We start from the raw sequence: 15,625 nt of genomic DNA, 5'->3' as shown, positions 1-15,625 counted from the left end.
GCGCGATTTGCAACAGGATAAGGAAACCTATCGTTCGAGCAGGTTGCGCGCCTGGCTGGCGATCTGCGCGAGCATGGCTGGAGCGACCGGCGTGTGCGCCTGCGCCCGCGCAATCATGGCGCGGAATTGCCGCACCGCGACCTGGTTGGCTTCGGCCCATTCGGCAACCGCATTTTGCGGATCGGCGCGACCTTCCTTGCGGCGCAGAACGCGGCGCAGGAATTCCAGTCGCATGTGCTGGAAGTCGCGCGCCAGCCCGTCGACCAGCAGTCGCTCCCAGACGTCCGAGGGGCTCATCAGTGCCGCGGTTCCCTGCGCCCAGTCGAGGCCGAGCGTCTCGCCGACATGGGTAAATGCCTTGGTCAACTCGGCCGGATCGATCTCGGCTTCGCGCGCCAGGCTGGCCAGACCAACCGAACCGTCGACGTCGAACATGTGAACGACCTGTCCGGCGAGTTTTTCGGGCGCTCCCTTGCCGATGAAGCTGTCGCGCAAGTCGCCCGACTGCCTGCGCGACTGGCCGCCGAGCAAGTCGTCGGTCTTCTGGATCAGGCAAGTCACGCCCTTGCCCAGCCGCTCGACCATCGCACTCGGTTGGACCTGTCCGGAGGAGGTGCGCAGCACATCGGACATCAGATTGCCGACCGCAGCGGACAGGCGATCGAACAGCACCAGGCGGACGCTCTCGTCCATCTTGGCCCGGTCGAGTTCCGCCCACAGGTCGCCCAACCCGAACAGCCGGTCGGCGGCGACAAAAGCCGCGGCGACCTGTGCCAGTTCGACGCCCTCTTCCTCGACCAGTTCGAACGGATGCACCATGCCGATCCGGTTGACGATCCGGTTGGCGAGCTCGGTCGCGATGATTTCGCGACGCAGGCGATGATCCTTGATCTGCGCGGCGAATTTCTTCTGCATCGGTTCGGGGAAGGCGCCGAGCAACGCCTGCTCCATGCAGGGGTCATCGGGCAGGTCGCTTGACTCGATCGCATCCTGCAGCACCAGCTTGGCAGACGACAACAGCACGGCCAGCTCGGGCCGGGTCAGACCGTGACCGTCGCCAGCACGGCGCGACAGGGTGTCGTGATCCGCCAGCCCCTCGGTCCGCCGGTCGAGCGCGTTCATTTCCTCGAGCCGTTCGATCAACCGCATGTGCGAGGCGAGCGAATCGGGGCCGCCGGCTTCGGCGATCGACAGCGCGAGCGCCTGGAGCCGGTTGTCCTCCAGCACGATGGTGGCGACTTCGTCGGTCATTTCCTCGAGCAGCTTGATCCGCTTCGGCTCGCTCAGCTTGCCTTCGCGGCGTGCGGCGGCGAGCGCGATCTTGATGTTGACCTCGTTGTCCGAACAGTCGACGCCCGCAGAGTTGTCGATAAAGTCGGTGTTGATCCGGCCTCCGCGCAGCGCAAAGCCGATGCGCCCAGCCTGGGTCACGCCCAGGTTGGCGCCTTCGCCGATCACCTTGGCGCGGACCTCGTTGGCGTTGACGCGGATCGCATCATTGGCCGGGTCGCCGACCTGGACGTTATTCTCGGCTTCGGCCTTGATGTAGGTGCCGATGCCGCCGAACCAGATCAGATCGACCGAACTCTTGAGGATCGCGCTGATCAGCGCCTCCGGCTCGATCGTCTTGGCCTCGATGCCCAGCGCATCCTGCGCCGCCTTGGACAGCTTGATCGACTTGGCATCGCGCGGATAGACCCCGCCGCCCTTGCTGATCAAAGCCGCGTCATAATCCTCCCAGCTCGAGCGGGGCAGATCGTAGAGCCGCTTGCGCTCCTTCCAGCTGGTTGCCGGGTCGGGATCGGGGTCGATGAAGATATGGCGGTGATCGAAGGCCGCAATCAGCTTGATCGCCTTAGACAGGAGCATGCCATTGCCGAACACGTCGCCCGACATGTCGCCGCAGCCGACCACGCGAACCGGGTCGCTCTGCACATCGACGCCCATCTCGAGGAAATGGCGCTGGACCGAAACCCAGGCGCCCTTGGCAGTAATGCCCATCGCCTTGTGGTCGTAGCCATTGGAGCCGCCGCTGGCGAAGGCATCGTCGAGCCAGAAATCGCGCGATTCGGCGATGCCGTTGGCGACGTCCGAGAATTTCGCCGTGCCTTTGTCGGCTGCGACCACGAAATAGGGGTCTTCGCCATCGTGAACGACGACCTGTTCAGGATGAACGACCTTGCCCTCGACGATGTTGTCGGTGACCGACAGGAGCGTGCGGATGAAGACTTCGTAGCTGGCCTGACCTTCGGCCGCCCAGCCATCGCGATCCTTGGCCGGATTGGGCAGCTGCTTGGGATAGAACCCGCCTTTCGCGCCGGTCGGTACGATCACCGCGTTCTTGACCCGCTGCGCCTTCATTAGCCCGAGAATTTCAGTGCGGAAGTCGTCGCGCCGGTCGGACCAGCGCAGACCGCCACGCGCCACCGGGCCGGCGCGCAGGTGAATACCCTCGACCCGGCGCGAATAGACGAAGATCTCGCGCCACGGGATCGGCTTGGGCAGGATCGGCACCTTGCTCGAATCGATCTTGAAGGCGAGCGCTTCCTCGGCCGCCGGAGCAAAGACATTGGTACGCAAGATCGCGCCGACCAGAGACTGGTAGAGCCGCAGCAGCCGGTCGTCATTGATCGCGGCAACCTTGGACAGACCGCGCCGGATCGCGTCGCGCGCGGACTTGGCGGCCTCCTTGCGATCACCCTTGAAGGCCGGGTCGTGCTTGGCGGTGAACAGCTCGACCAACGGCTTCGTCACCTGCGGGGCACCGCGGAGCGCGTCGACCACGGTGTAGATGGTGAAACCCATCCCCGCCTGGCGAAGATAGCGGTAGAAGGCCCGCATCCAGTCGGCCTCGCGCGCCGACAGGCCGGTGCCGACCACCAAGCGATTGAAGGCATCGTCCTCGGCATGGCCGTTGAGCACGGCCGCGATCGCCGATTCGATTGCCGTCGCCCGCTCGAGCAAGGGCTGGGCGCTGTCGCCCTCGGCCAGTTCGAGCACGCAATCGTGAATCGTGCCCAGCGCTCCCCCGTCGAGCGGGGTCGGCACTTCTGTCAGCACGCGGAAGCCGAAATTCTCGAGCGCGGGGACCGCGTCGGACAGGGGCAGCGAGCCCTCGTGCTGGTAGATCTTGAGCCGCAGGCGGTCTTCTGCGTCGCCATCGAGGTGATAGAGCCGCGCATCGCGCTCGACCCCATGCTCACCGCCCAGCGCGCGCAGTCTGCGAATGTCGACCGCGGCCTCGGCTGCCCCATAATGCGAACGATATGATGCCGGGAAGGCACTGGCGTAGCGGGCCGAGATCGCGGCCGCGCGGCCTGCGTCCTCATGTTCCGACAGGTGCTTCTCGACCGCCTCGCTCCAGCCGCGCAAGAGATCCTGCAGGCGGCTGTCGAGCTCGCCTTCGTCAGGGAGGTTCTTGGCATCGCGGATATCAAGCACGAAGCGAAGCATGGCGAGGTTGCCGCCCTCAACTTCGAGGCTCCAGTCGAGAATTGCCGCACCCTCGGCCTCGGTCAGGACGTCCTGGATCTGGTTGCGCAATTCGGTCGCGACCATGTCGCGCGGCATCCACACGAACACGAACATGTGGCGGGCGAGCGGCGCCTCGATTAGCGCAAGCCGTGGGCGGGGCCGGTCGACGAGGCTCATCATGGCGGTGGCGACGCGTTCGATATCGCTGCTCTCGAAGCCGATCAGCAGGTCATGGGGCAGGGCCGTAAGCGCGTGAACGAGCGACTTGCCCGCATGGCTGACGGGATCGTAGCCGAGCTTCTTGGACAGCGAGGATAGCGCCGCTCGCAGGCGCGGAACGCGGTCGGGCGGGCTGGCGAGTGCGGCACTGGTCCAGACCCCGGCGTGGATCGAGATCGCCTCGACCTTGCCGCCCGGCTTCCCGTCCTTGCGGATCGGCACGATAAAGAGATCGAGCGGGACGTGGCGATGGACCTTGGAGACCCGGTTGGCCTTGACCACCAGCAGGTCGCGATTGTCGGAATTTCCGATCTTGCCCTCGAACCATTCGAAAGCTCGGTCATAGGAGCTGTCGGCCAGCAATTGCCGTGCGCTCTTGCGGCAGATGCCGTGCAGCTCCGAATGGCTCCCGTCGCGGTTGCGCGTAATATGGCCAAGCTGCGTCAGCATGCCCGAATTGAGCCAGTCGAGCAGCGCGACGTTCTCGTCCTGCTGGAGCAACTCGGCGTCGGCGCGCATGCGTTCCTGCATTTTGGGCCAATCGGTCACCGCCGCGCGGACGTCACCCAGGGTCAGGCGCAACGCCTGTTCGAGTTCGCGCCGCTGCTTGGCATCGACGCGCTCGGTCTCGAGGTAGATCATCGATTCGAGCTGTACGCCGTCACCGCACTTGGCCTGCAGATCGGTCAGCTTGCCCTTGGCGTTGCGTTTCACAGGCACGATCGGGTGGATCAGACGATCGATAGATAGTCCCTGCGCGGAAATGGCCGCCGCAATCGAATCGACCAAGAACGGCATGTCGTCGTTGATGATCGCGATGCGGGTGAGGCGCCGCTCGTCGCTGGCGGTCTCGATGGCCATCGCGGACCGGTCCGCTTCGCGCTGGCCGGCGGTGTCGAGCATGAAGCCTGCAGCGGCTTCGAGGGCCTTGCCGGTGAGCGGGGTATCTCCAGGGAGAATCGATTTGCGCATGTGCTGCGCGAGTTGCTTGAGCATGGGTTCCTGCGGGTTATTGTTTGTCGATTGCCTGGATTTTGCAGCCATCGTCCTGCTCGCTCCGTTGGGCCTTGCGAAATCGTATGCACATTCGCGGCAGGCCTGCGCCGATAGGGCCGTGACGCCGCAACCGCAAGCGCCGATTTCCGTAGCGGCGCCCGCCGCCAGCGCCTTCTCTCTATAAAGTCGGAGGTGGCGGCGAACTCGGCCCCTTTCCCAACCGGATTGGGTTCGTCGCCACCGGTCCCCTGGGACGCGTACCCCGACCCGTTCCGGGTCCGGTCGTTCAGTTGGCGATAGCACCCATCGTCAGCTCGAGCGACCGGATCCGGGCATCGGGATCATGGGTCGCGCCGCAGCTGATGATCTCGTCGACCCCGGTGCGCGCGACGAAAGCGGCGATGGCCGCGCGAACTTCCTCCGGCGTACCCACTGCAGCCGCCTGGCCGAGATGGTCGAGCATTGCGCGTGCCGGCGCCGGCAGCGTCTCGGTGTACCCGGCGATCGGGGGCGGCAGCTTGCCGGGGCTGCCGCTGCGCAGCCGGACAAAGCTTTGCTGCTGGCTCGAGGCGAGCAAGCGGGCTTCCTCGCTGGTATCCGCGGTGAAGATATTCATCGCCACCATCACGTGCGGGCGATCGAGCGCTGCGGATGGCTGGAAGTCGCGGCGATAGACCTCCAGCGCCGTGTCGAGGTGGTCGGGCGCGAAATGCGCCGCGAAAGCGTAGGGCATGCCCAACTGCGCTGCGAGCTGCGCCCCGAACAGGCTCGACCCCAGCATCCAGAATTCTATCCCTGCACCCAGCACTGGGGTGGCCTTGATCGGCAGGGCAGGGTCGCCAGTGACCAGCGCGCGGAGTTCAACCACGTCCTGCGGAAACATTTCGGCGGCGCGGTGAAGATCTTTGCGCAGCGCGCGCTGAAGCTCCGGCCCTGCCCCCGGGGCTCGCCCGAGGCCGAGGTCCACCCGCCCCGGAAACAGCGCATCGAGCGTGCCGAACTGCTCGGCAATTTGGAACGGGGTGTGATTGGGGAGCATGATCCCGCCCGATCCGATGCGGATGGTAGAGGTTGCATTGCCGAGGTGCGCCAGCACGACCGAGGTCGCGCCGCCCGCAATGCCCTCCATCGCGTGATGCTCGGCCACCCAGAAGCGCCGGTAGCCGAAGTCTTCCGCCTTGCGGGCGAGTTCGGTTGCAGCCGAAAGGGCCTCGCCCACGGTCCCGCCCTCGCGCACCGGCACGAGGTCGAGCACGGAAAGGGCTGGCATGCCGTTCAAGATTCGGGCGTCGCGTCGAGCTGGCCGATATAGGAGCTCGCCGTTGCCGCGGTTTCGGTGCCGGGAGCGAGATCAATCGCCGACTGCCAGCTTTGGCGGGCAGCCGCCTCGCGTCCGCCAAGCACGGCGATCACGCCTGCTTCGAGCGCCACCTCCGCCATTCCGGGCGCAAGCGTCGCCGCCGCCTCGATCTCCGACTGCGCGGGGCCGAGATTGCCGGTGCGGCGCAGCAAGGTGGCCAGCAGCAGGCGGATCTCGGCGTCATCCGGGCGGGCATCGCGCGCGGCGATCAGTTCGGCGGTTGCATCTTCCATGCGGTCGAGCTGGACCAGCGCACGCCCGCGATCGAGCGCGATCAGGCCAAGAAGTTCGCGCGCATTGCCGCTCACCGCATCGACCCGCGCGGCGGCAAGCAGCGCGAGGGCACTATCCGCGTCGTTGCCGCCGAGCGCAGCATTGCCCGCCATGGCGCCGAAACGCGCGCGCATGGCAGCTTCGTTCGCGGGCGTCTCGTCGCGGGCTGCGGTAAAGGCGGATTGCGCCTCGCTCCACCGCCCCAGCCGCGTCGCTGCGAGACCCAGGCAATGGTTCGCGAGCACGCGATCGGTGCCTGCGGTTTCGGTGCGACGGATCTGGGCCTGGCTATGCGCCCGCGCCGCATCCTCCTCGAGCATCTCGAGGCAATCGATCAGCCAGGGCGATTTGTTGGCGGTTATCGCCGCGGGGGCTTCGCGCGCCGGGCGATTGGCCAGCTCATCGGGAACATCGGGGATGGCACCGCCCGAGGGATTGGGGCCGACCTGCAGCAGCAGCGGAAGGATGAGAGTGGAAAGCGTCATAATGCGTTATCCCGTCAGCCGAGCTCGGCGATTGTACGTAGCAACAGCGCGATGTCTTCCTCGCGCGACAAGCGGTGGTCGCCGTCCTTGACCAGCGTCACCTGTACCGCGTCCGAACGCAAGGCCTGCGCGAGCTTCAGGCTAATGTCCCAAGGCACGTCGGCGTCGCGCTGGCCGTGGAGCAGGCGAACGGGGCAGGTGATTGCGATCGCGCGATTGAGCTGCCGCTGGGCCTCCGCGTCCTGCCAGAAGCGCGCATGAGTGGGGGTCGGATCGGGCCCATAGGGATTGTCCTCGAATATCGTTTCCCCGGCGCCAAGAGCCGCCTTCTGGGAATCGTCATAGCCCCAATCCGAAAAGTCGGGCGCTGCGGCGATGCCGACCACTCCGGCGAGACGCACCCCGAGCGCTTCGCCCACCAACAGCATCAGCCAGCCGCCCATCGACGAGCCGATAATCACCACCTCGCCCTCGACCTGGGCTTCGATCAGCGCCAGCACTTCCTCGCGCCAGCGCGATAGCGTGCCATCGGCGAACTCGCCCTCGCTCGCACCGCAACCCGAATAGTCGAGCAGCAGGCAGGCGCGGCCATTCTGGCGCGCCCAGTCGAACACGGAGGTCGCCTTGCCGCCCTCCATATCGGACATGTAGCCGGGCAGGAACACCAGCGTCGGGCCGCGACCTGCGAGGTAGCGGTAGGCGATCCGGCGTCCGGCGGGCATGGAATGAAAGGCAATATCGCTCATCTCGGGTCTCATGCCCGTGCTGGCCGCCGGAAGGCAAGTAGGGCGCGACCATTTGCCTTGTCATTTCCTCGACATGGGGGCAGCCTAGGTCGCAATCATGATCGCATCCGAACCGCCCGCTCGCCCGACCGCCGCACTCACCCGCCGCGGCCTGTTCCAACTTGGTGCCGCGGGAGCTGCGCTGGCAGCAACTCCGCTCGCGGCGCAGAGTTTCGGGACCGGTTTCACCCATGGCGTAGCGAGCGGCGAGCCGTCGCAGGCAAGCGTCCTCCTGTGGACGCGCTTCGTCGGATCGGGCGAGAGCGTACTCACGTGGGAAGTGTCCGATTCGATGGAGTTCTTAAGCGTTGTCGCCTCGGGCAATGCCGCCGCTTCAGCCGAGAGTGACTGGTGTGCGAAGGGGATCGCCAGCGGATTGGCGCCGAACCGGTGGTACTACTACCGCTTCGTTGCCCCCGATGGCTCCATGTCCGATGTCGGGCGAACCCGCACCTTGCCGGCCGGCGGAACCGATCCCTTTCGCATGGCGATCTTCTCGTGCTCGAATTTCGGCTTCGGCTATTTCAACGCCTATGCCCATGCGGCAGAGACGAACGATGCCGACTTCGCCGTCCATCTCGGCGATTACATCTACGAATACAATCGCGGGCGATATCCTTCGGCGGGAGACACCGCGCCGGGCCGCGTGCTCTATCCCGAGAACGAGATCGTCGCGCTGGCCGACTATCGCCTGCGTTACGCGACCTATCGTGCGGACCCGGACCTGCGGCGCATCCACCAGCTGCTGCCGATGATCACGATCTGGGACGATCACGAGAGCGCCAACGACAGCTGGAAGGACGGGGCGGAAAACCACCAGAGCGACAGCGAAGGCGAGTGGGAAGTGCGAAAGGCCGTGGCCCTGCGCGCCTATCGCGAATGGATGCCGGTATCGGACGAGGTCTATGCCAGCTACGAGATCGGCGACCTCGCGACGCTGTTCCGCCTCGACACGCGGCTCGAGGGCCGCGAGCAACCGTTCAATCTTGCGCGGGTGCTGGCGGGTGCGGACAGCCCGGAAAAAGCCGTCGCCGCGCTCACCGCCTTCCGGACGGGTGAGTGGGCCAGCCCCGGGCGGACATTGCTGGGCATGGCGCAGGAAGGCTGGTTGGCCCAGGGGCTGAAGAATTCGCGCGGTTCGGGCAAGGTATGGCAAGTGCTGGCGCAGCAAGTGGTGATGGGCCAGTTGATGACGCCGCCCTCGCTGGTCGAGGCGGTCGGCGACAATGTGCCGGACTTCGCCCGCCGCAGGGTCATGGCGGCCGCGATGGCCGGACGTGCGGGACTGCCTTCGAACATGGATGCATGGGACGGCTATCCGGCGGCGCGGGAGCGCCTGCTTGGCGCGGCGCGCGAAGCCGATGCCAATCTCGTCGTGCTTGCAGGCGATTCGCACAATGCCTGGTCGTTCGAGCTGAGCCATGCGGGCGAGAAGGCGGGGGTGGAGTTCGCCGTGCAGTCGGTCAGTTCGCCCGGACTCGAGGCCTATCTCGGCAGCGCCGACCCCGCCGGGCTGGCGCGGTCGCTGGTTTCGCACAATGAGGGGCTGAAATTCGCGGACACATCGCAGCGCGGCTATTCGCTGCTCGAATTGACGCAGGAGAAGGCGGTGAACGAGTACCGCTTTACTGGCGGTACGCGCACGCGCTCCTCACAGGTCATCGCGACTCGGCGCCTGGAGAGCATCGCAGGCTCGCACAGCATCGCGATTTGAGTTGGGGCCTAGTCGCGGCTGAAGATTTCCTCGATCGTCAGCCCGAAGATATCGGCGATCTTGAAGGCGAGCGGCAGCGAGGGATCGTAGCGTCCCGTTTCGATGGCATTGACGCTCTGTCGGCTGACCTCGAGCCGCTCCGCCAGATCCTGCTGGCTCCAGTCTCGCTCGGCTCGCAGCACCTTGAGGCGGTTCTTCATCGGATCTCTCCGTAAGTCCCGTATTTGAGCTTGTTGAAGATTGCGCCGATGCCCAGTCCGAAGCACCAGATCGTTGGCCACCAGAATGCGGCGACCGGATTGACGATATTATATGTTTCGAGAAAGCCCCAGATCGCCGCGAGCGTGAAGGAGATGCCGGTCGCGATGAGGCCCTGCCGCACATAGAGCATCCGGTAGAATTCATCCTGCTCCTCGACGATGAGGCCGCCAAAGATCCAGATCACACCTGCGAAGGAAAGTCCCGGCAGGAAAGCGAGTAGGGCTGCCAGCCAACCTGTTACCCCGCGATCTTCGATGAAGTGTTCGGCCGCGAGTAGCGTAACAAGGTAGAACGCCATGGTCAGCGCCATGCGCAACAGGTAGCGATGCGCAGCGCGCGCATTGTCTTTCGTGAGCGAAAGCCCCCTGACGAAAGCGAACACCATCAGGCCGACAGGAATGGTTGCGAGTAGGTAGGCGGTGGTGGCGTTCAGCGCGCCGGTTTTCCAGAGAAACAGCAAGGCGAGCGCCCCGATTACCGATGCACCAGCAGCGCCGAGGCACAACCTGACAGATGCAGATCCTGTGTCCGTCATTGCCCGATAGCCTTGATGCAGCCGCCGACCCGGCTGCGCAGCGATCCGACTGCGGCGCCCGAAAGACCTGCGACAATGCCGAAGCTCGCTGCGTCGCTCAGCCCCTGCGCCTTGGCCAGCAGGGCCGCCCCGATGATGAGCGCTGCCCAAGCGAGCGCTTTCCAGTTGCCAGTCATAAGTAAAGCTCCCTTGATTCAATGGAAAGCACACTTGTCACCGATTCATCGGAAAGTCAAGGATGCTTTCCATAATGGAGTGCTTGCTTTCCAGCTTCCAGGGTAATGACATCGCAAGATAGCGTCGCTATATGGCCGGCATGGCTTTGGCTCTGACCACTACGACGACCACTACCACCTCGGATATCCGGGGGCGGGTGATCGCGGCTTAGCGGCAGTCACCAGCCACCCGGTTTCGGGTGGCGCTGGTGTCGGCCTCCCGAAAAATCGAAGTTTGATCGACACCGCCCTTCCGGTGCGCCCGCGCTTGTGCCAAGGCGCCCGGCAAAGAGACGTTTAGAGAGTGCGATGACGGAACTGCTCAAGATCAGCCTGCCCGACGGTTCGGTGCGCGAGATGGAACGCGGCAGCACGCCTGCGGACGTCGCCGCGGCGATCGGCCCGGGCCTTGCCAAAGCGGCCATCGCGGCGCGCGTGGACGGCGAGTTGCGCGACATCAACCGGCCCTTCGAGGGTGATGCCGAGCTGGCACTGGTCACCAGTCGCGACGAGGAAGAGGCGCTCGAGCTTGCCCGGCATGACTATGCCCATGTGCTCGCCGAGGCAGTACAGGCGCTGTGGCCCGGCACGCAGATCACCTTCGGCCCGGCTACGGACGATGGGTTCTATTACGACGTCAAGGCGCCCGACAGTCGCGACCCCTTCAGCATGGACGATCTTCCCGCGATCGAGGAGAAGATGCGCGAGATCATCCGCGCCGACAAACCGTTGACGCGCGAGATCTGGTCGCGCCAGCAACTGATCGACAAGTGGGAAGCCGAAGGCGAGACCTTCAAGGCCGAATGGGCCAGGGAATTGCCCGAGGGCGAAGAGCTGACGGTGTATCGCAGCGGTGAGGACTGGCTCGACATGTGCCGCGGCCCGCACCTCGCCTCGACCGGCAAGCTCGATCCCGATGCCTTCAAGCTGATGCGCGTCGCCGGGGCCTATTGGCGCGGCGATCAGAAGAATGCGCAGCTCACGCGCATCTACGGCACCGGCTGGCTCAACAAGAAGCAGCTCAACGCACATCTGATGCGGCTGGAGGAGGCCGCCAAGCGCGACCACCGCAAGCTCGGCCGCGAGATGGACCTGTTCCACCTCCAGGAGGAGGCACATGGCTCGGTCTTCTGGCACCCCAATGGCTACAAGATCTGGCGCGAGCTGGAGGCCTATATGCGCCGCAAGATGGACGGCGCGGGCTACCAGGAGATCAAGACGCCGCAGGTAATGGATGCGCGCCAGTGGGAGCAATCCGGCCACTGGGGCAAGTATCGCGAGAACATGTTCGTCATTCCCGACGAGGTGCCCAATACCGAGGACGAAGGCGAGATCATCAGCGGCGATGCCGACTGGATGGCATTGAAGCCGATGAACTGTCCCGCCCATGTCCTCGTCTTCAAGCAGGGCATCACTTCCTACCGCGAACTGCCGATTCGGCTGGGCGAGATGGGTTGTTGCCACCGCAACGAGCCGCATGGTGCGCTCCACGGGCTGATGCGCGTGCGCCAGTTCACGCAGGACGATGCGCATATCTTCTGCACAGAGGCGCAGATCGTCGATGAAGTGCGCGCATTCTGCGAACTCGCCGACACCGTCTACAAGGATTTCGGCTTCAGCTATCACATCAAGCTGGCGCTGAGGCCCGAACAGCGCTTCGGTTCGGACGAGGGCTGGGACAAGGCCGAGCAGGAGCTGCGCGATGCCGTGGTCGAGGCGGGCATGGCGACCGACGAGTATGGCTGGGAGGAACTGCCCGGCGAAGGGGCCTTCTATGCGCCCAAGCTCGAATGGCACCTGACCGACGCGATCGGGCGGACCTGGCAGGTCGGGACGATTCAGTCCGATCGTGTGCTGCCCGAACGGCTCGATGCGACCTATATCGGCGAGGACGGCGAGAAGCATCGCCCAGTCATGCTCCATCGCGCTATCTTCGGCTCATACGAGCGCTTCATCGGGATATTGATCGAGCACTTCGCCGGGCGGCTGCCCGTGTGGCTTGCGCCGGTGCAGGCGGTGGTCGCAACGATCGTTTCGGACGCCGATGGCTACGGTGAGCAAGTGGTCGAGAAGCTCGAGGCGGCTGGGATCCGCGTCGAGAGCGACTTCCGCAACGAGAAGATCAACTACAAGGTGCGCGAGCACTCGGTCGCCAAGGTGCCGCACCTGCTGGTGGTCGGCATGCGCGAGGCGGAAGAAGGCACCGTCGCAATCCGTACGCTGGGCGAACAGCACCAGAAGGTGATGCCGCTCGACGAAGCCATTGCGATGTTGACGGAAGCAGCGACCCCGCCGGACTTGCGGAGCGCCTAGTCCGAAACCCTATAAAGGTAGCGCGCGGTCGGCGACGATGAGTGCGACGGCGCAGGTGCTGACCAGCGTAAAGCGGATCACCTCGAGCCGTGCCTCTGCGACTTTATCCGCCAACCGGACCGCGCGCGAAAGGGTAATGACTTTGGACATGCGGGCGATTGTCGCGCGCAAATCCTAATGCGGCGTTAAATTCCGGTTAGCTGCGGCATCTGCTGGCTGGCGCAATGGAAGCCGCCGCCGCCAGCGAGCACCGCATCGCCGGCGAGACCGAGCGTTTCGCGGTCGGGGAACAACGCGGCAATTGCCGCCACGCCGTCCTTGTCATGGGGCGAACCAAAGGTCGGGACCACCACCAGATGGGTGGTAATCGCAAAGTTGACGTAGCTCGCCGGCTCGACCCGTCCATCCCGCTCGATCCGGCCCGGCGAGGGAATCTCGTGCAGCTTGAGCTCGGCGTCGAGGATGTGCGCCCTGGCAGCCGCATAGATCTCCGCATTGGGATCGTCCGCGCCGGTCGCGCGCGGCAAGACGACCTCGCCCGGGGCGACGAACCGCGCAAGGTTGTCGACATGGCCGTCGGTATGGTCGTTGATCAGGCCATCGCCCAGCCACACGGTCCGGGTGAAGCCGAGGTCGCGCGCCAGCCGCGCCTCGATGTCCTCGCGCGACAGTTCGGGATTGCGGTTGGGATTGAGCAGGCATTGCTCGGTGGTCAGCACCGTCCCGGTGCCGTCGCCATCGATGGCACCGCCTTCGAGGATCCAGTCGCTGTCGATCACGGGCAGCCCCGCATCGCGCGCAATCTCCGCCCCGATGGTCTGGTCTCCCTCCATTAGGTATTTCTCGCCCCAGCCGTTGAAGCGGCAGCGCAGCGCGTTGCCATCTCCTCGCACGAGCGGTCCGGTATCGCGCAGCCAGATATCGCCATAGGCGCGGCGCTCGAGCGAAACCCTGGCCGACACCAGCGCGCGTGCCCGCGCCTCGTTGGCCTCGTCGCGGACCAGCAGGCGAACTGCCTGCCCGCTATCGGCAACAGCGCTGGCGAAGGCGGCGATCTGCTCCTGCGCCGGCTCAAGGAAGCCCGGCCATTCCTCGGCCAGATGCGGAAAGCCGATCCACAACCATTCCTGCGGCGCCCATTCGGGCGGCATCACGATATTGGTCATGAACCGGCTTTCTTTCCTTTTCGGTGCGCGTTCAGCAGCCGGTATCGGCCGCAGCACAGCTTTCGTCGCGGTTGGCCCTGAACTCGTCACCTTCGACCCAGTTAGGCCAGCTGGCGCTTTCCGCCATCATCCTGCCGAGACGATAGTAGAGCTGCAGATCGGCCATCACGCCCGACCAGTCCCAGTCCTCGCTGAACTCGTCCTTAGGGCCGTGATAGCGATTGGCGCGATATTCGGTGTAGATGGCCGAGCCAGCCTCGACGCCGCCATCGACCAGGTCCTCGCCGCCCTTGACGTAAAGCATAGGCACGCCGCGCTTGGCGAAGCCGAAGTGGTCGGACCGATAGTAATAGCCCGCTTCGGGATGCGGGTCGGACTTGACCGTGCGGCCGTCGGCCTTGAGCGAGGCTTCGAGGAACTTGTCGAGCTCTGACTTGCCCGGCCCGATCGCGACCACGTCATTCGACGGTCCGGCCACGATGAAGGCGTCCATATTGACCCCGCCGACAGTCTGGTCGAGCGGATAGACGGGGTTGGCGGCATAGTAATCGGAGCCGAGCAGGCCCTGCTCCTCCGCCGTCACTGCCAGGAAGACCAGGCTGCGCTTGGGTGCGCCGGCCTTGGCATGGGCTTCCGCGAGCGCCACGAGCGCGGCGGTGCCGGTGGCATTGTCGACCGCGCCATTGCAGATGTCGTCTCCGTCCGGCGCGGGCGTGCAGCGACCGAGATGGTCCCAATGCGCGGTGTAGATGACGTATTCGTCGGGCTTCTCGCTCCCTTCGAGGACGCCGATGACGTTCTTCGAATTGTAGTTGCGGATGTCGTTGGAGAAGCTGGTCGAGGCGTTGAGACCTAGCGGGACCGGTTTGAAGCCCTTCTGCTTGGCCGCAGCGCTGAGCGCGTCGAGATCCTGCCCTGCGGCCTTGAACATCTGGCGCGCAGCTGAATTGCTGATCCAGCCGTTCATCACGGTCAACGGGGGCGGGTTTTCGCCCCGCTGGGCATAGGCTTGCGGCCCCGACCACGAGCTTTCGACCACGTTCCAGCCATAGCTAGCCGGTTCAGTATCGTGAACGATGATCGCGGCGGCTGCGCCCTGCCGTGCGGCTTCCTCGTATTTGTAGGTCCAGCGCCCGTAATAGGTCATCGCCCGGCCGTTGAAGGTGCCCTCGAGCCCGGCGGTCTGATAGTCCGGGTCGTTGACCAGAATGACCACGGTCTTGCCCTTGACGTCGACGCCCTCGTAGTCGTTCCAGCCGCGTTCGGGCGCGTTGATGCCGTATCCGACGAACACCATCTCGCTGTTCTCGATGCTGGTCGTGGCAGCCTCGCGGTAGCTCACGCCCACCCAATCGCTGCCGTAACGCAACACCAGATCGTCCTCGTGACCCTCGCCAACGGTGATGGTGAGGGGGGCGTAATCCTTGCCGGTGATCTCCACCAACGGGACGTCCTGCACCCAGCTGCCATTGTTGCCGGGCTTGAGCCCCGCGGCTTCGAAGCGCTCGGTCAGCAGGGCAACGGTCTTTTCCTCGCCGATCGTGCCGGGCATCCGCCCCTCGAACTCGTCGGACGCGAGCATGCGCGTAACGTCCTTCATCGTGTCTTCGGAAAGTTCGCCATTGGCGACTTCGGGGATGTCGAGCACCATCGCCGCGTCGCTGCCAGACATGTTGCATGCAGCGAGGGCAAGCGAAGCGGCTGCGACAACTGCAGTCCTGATCATTTGGGGGAATCCTCTCTCATCTTGCTGGCGCTTCCTTTGCAGAGGCTCGGCGCCGGGGCAAGGCACTCGCGCTTGCGAATAAAGCGGCAGGCGGGCAGGACGC

The 15,625-nt window shown here is 65.0% G+C and carries 12 protein-coding genes; 2 read left to right on the top strand and 10 right to left on the bottom strand.

The annotated features are described in order from the left end of the window. Positions 1-27: 27 nt before the first annotated feature. The 4 genes from P7228_RS05505 to P7228_RS05490 all read right to left on the bottom strand — a co-directional run bounded on the left by P7228_RS05505 (position 28) and on the right by P7228_RS05490 (position 7,553). Entirely contained in the window at positions 28-4,737 is a 4,710-nt protein-coding gene (locus tag P7228_RS05505; protein ID WP_430732501.1) for an NAD-glutamate dehydrogenase, read from the bottom strand. Positions 4,738-4,975: 238 nt separating this feature from the next. After that, positions 4,976-5,959, bottom strand: coding sequence for an LLM class flavin-dependent oxidoreductase (locus P7228_RS05500; RefSeq protein WP_278017212.1), 984 nt, complete (start codon positions 5,957-5,959; stop codon positions 4,976-4,978). Positions 5,960-5,964: 5 nt separating this feature from the next. Further along, positions 5,965-6,807 carry a tetratricopeptide repeat protein gene (locus tag P7228_RS05495; protein ID WP_278017211.1) on the bottom strand — a complete coding sequence of 281 codons (843 nt, stop codon included), beginning with the start codon at positions 6,805-6,807 and terminating at the stop codon, positions 5,965-5,967. 14 nt (positions 6,808-6,821) lie between these two features. Then, positions 6,822-7,553 carry an alpha/beta hydrolase gene (locus P7228_RS05490; protein WP_278017210.1) on the bottom strand — a complete coding sequence of 244 codons (732 nt, stop codon included), beginning with the start codon at positions 7,551-7,553 and terminating at the stop codon, positions 6,822-6,824. A gap of 97 nt (positions 7,554-7,650) precedes the next feature. Between P7228_RS05490 and P7228_RS05485 the strand changes: the two genes are divergently transcribed. Beyond that, on the top strand, positions 7,651-9,306 hold the full coding sequence (locus P7228_RS05485) for an alkaline phosphatase D family protein (protein WP_278017209.1): 1,656 nt from the start codon (positions 7,651-7,653) through the stop codon (positions 9,304-9,306). Between the two features lie 8 nt (positions 9,307-9,314). Here the strand turns inward: P7228_RS05485 and P7228_RS05480 are convergent, their stop codons facing one another. From P7228_RS05480 to P7228_RS05470, 3 genes are read right to left on the bottom strand one after another with little or no spacing between them, the layout of a single operon-like run. Beyond that, the gene (locus P7228_RS05480) at positions 9,315-9,506 is read right to left on the bottom strand and encodes a helix-turn-helix transcriptional regulator (protein ID WP_278017208.1); all 192 of its coding nucleotides are present in this window, start codon (positions 9,504-9,506) and stop codon (positions 9,315-9,317) included. After that, positions 9,503-10,102, bottom strand: coding sequence for a hypothetical protein (locus tag P7228_RS05475; protein ID WP_278017207.1), 600 nt, complete (start codon positions 10,100-10,102; stop codon positions 9,503-9,505). The genes P7228_RS05480 and P7228_RS05475 overlap by 4 nt, the downstream gene beginning before the upstream one ends. Then, complete coding sequence (locus P7228_RS05470) at positions 10,099-10,278, bottom strand: hypothetical protein (RefSeq protein ID WP_278017206.1); 180 nt, start codon at positions 10,276-10,278, stop codon at positions 10,099-10,101. The genes P7228_RS05475 and P7228_RS05470 overlap by 4 nt, the downstream gene beginning before the upstream one ends. Positions 10,279-10,626: 348 nt before the next feature. Between P7228_RS05470 and thrS the strand changes: the two genes are divergently transcribed. Beyond that, complete coding sequence (gene thrS / locus P7228_RS05465; protein ID WP_278017205.1) at positions 10,627-12,630, top strand: threonine--tRNA ligase; 2,004 nt, start codon at positions 10,627-10,629, stop codon at positions 12,628-12,630. Between the two features lie 9 nt (positions 12,631-12,639). Here thrS and P7228_RS05460 read toward each other — a convergent pair whose 3' ends face one another. From P7228_RS05460 to P7228_RS05450, 3 genes are read right to left on the bottom strand one after another with little or no spacing between them, the layout of a single operon-like run. Further along, on the bottom strand, positions 12,640-12,780 hold the full coding sequence (locus tag P7228_RS05460; protein WP_278017204.1) for a hypothetical protein: 141 nt from the start codon (positions 12,778-12,780) through the stop codon (positions 12,640-12,642). 35 nt (positions 12,781-12,815) lie between these two features. Next, positions 12,816-13,796 carry an agmatine deiminase family protein gene (locus P7228_RS05455; RefSeq protein WP_278017203.1) on the bottom strand — a complete coding sequence of 327 codons (981 nt, stop codon included), beginning with the start codon at positions 13,794-13,796 and terminating at the stop codon, positions 12,816-12,818. Positions 13,797-13,827: 31 nt separating this feature from the next. Beyond that, complete coding sequence (locus P7228_RS05450) at positions 13,828-15,522, bottom strand: M28 family metallopeptidase (RefSeq protein ID WP_278017202.1); 1,695 nt, start codon at positions 15,520-15,522, stop codon at positions 13,828-13,830. Between the last annotated feature and the right edge of the window lie 103 nt (positions 15,523-15,625).

This window comes from Altererythrobacter sp. CAU 1644 (assembly GCF_029623755.1).
GTDB classification, from domain to species: Bacteria; Pseudomonadota; Alphaproteobacteria; order Sphingomonadales; family Sphingomonadaceae; genus Erythrobacter; species Erythrobacter arenosus.
The sequence above is the reverse complement of the archived record's forward strand: the minus strand, read 5'-3'. Positions and strand labels throughout refer to the sequence as shown.

Excerpts from the sequence above, each read along its gene's own strand:
- P7228_RS05455 (WP_278017203.1), bottom strand. The coding sequence starts at position 13,796 with ATGACCAATATCGTGATGCCGCCCGAATGGGCGCCGCAGGAATGGTTG.
- P7228_RS05485 (WP_278017209.1), top strand. The coding sequence starts at position 7,651 with ATGATCGCATCCGAACCGCCCGCTCGCCCGACCGCCGCACTCACCCGC.
- P7228_RS05490 (WP_278017210.1), bottom strand. The coding sequence starts at position 7,553 with ATGAGCGATATTGCCTTTCATTCCATGCCCGCCGGACGCCGGATCGCC.
- P7228_RS05480 (WP_278017208.1), bottom strand. The coding sequence starts at position 9,506 with ATGAAGAACCGCCTCAAGGTGCTGCGAGCCGAGCGAGACTGGAGCCAG.
- thrS (WP_278017205.1), top strand. The coding sequence starts at position 10,627 with ATGACGGAACTGCTCAAGATCAGCCTGCCCGACGGTTCGGTGCGCGAG.
- P7228_RS05495 (WP_278017211.1), bottom strand. The coding sequence starts at position 6,807 with ATGACGCTTTCCACTCTCATCCTTCCGCTGCTGCTGCAGGTCGGCCCC.
- P7228_RS05475 (WP_278017207.1), bottom strand. The coding sequence starts at position 10,102 with ATGACGGACACAGGATCTGCATCTGTCAGGTTGTGCCTCGGCGCTGCT.
- P7228_RS05460 (WP_278017204.1), bottom strand. The coding sequence starts at position 12,780 with ATGTCCAAAGTCATTACCCTTTCGCGCGCGGTCCGGTTGGCGGATAAA.
- P7228_RS05505 (WP_430732501.1), bottom strand. The coding sequence starts at position 4,737 with ATGGCTGCAAAATCCAGGCAATCGACAAACAATAACCCGCAGGAACCC.
- P7228_RS05500 (WP_278017212.1), bottom strand. The coding sequence starts at position 5,959 with ATGCCAGCCCTTTCCGTGCTCGACCTCGTGCCGGTGCGCGAGGGCGGG.
- P7228_RS05470 (WP_278017206.1), bottom strand. The coding sequence starts at position 10,278 with ATGACTGGCAACTGGAAAGCGCTCGCTTGGGCAGCGCTCATCATCGGG.
- P7228_RS05450 (WP_278017202.1), bottom strand. The coding sequence starts at position 15,522 with ATGATCAGGACTGCAGTTGTCGCAGCCGCTTCGCTTGCCCTCGCTGCA.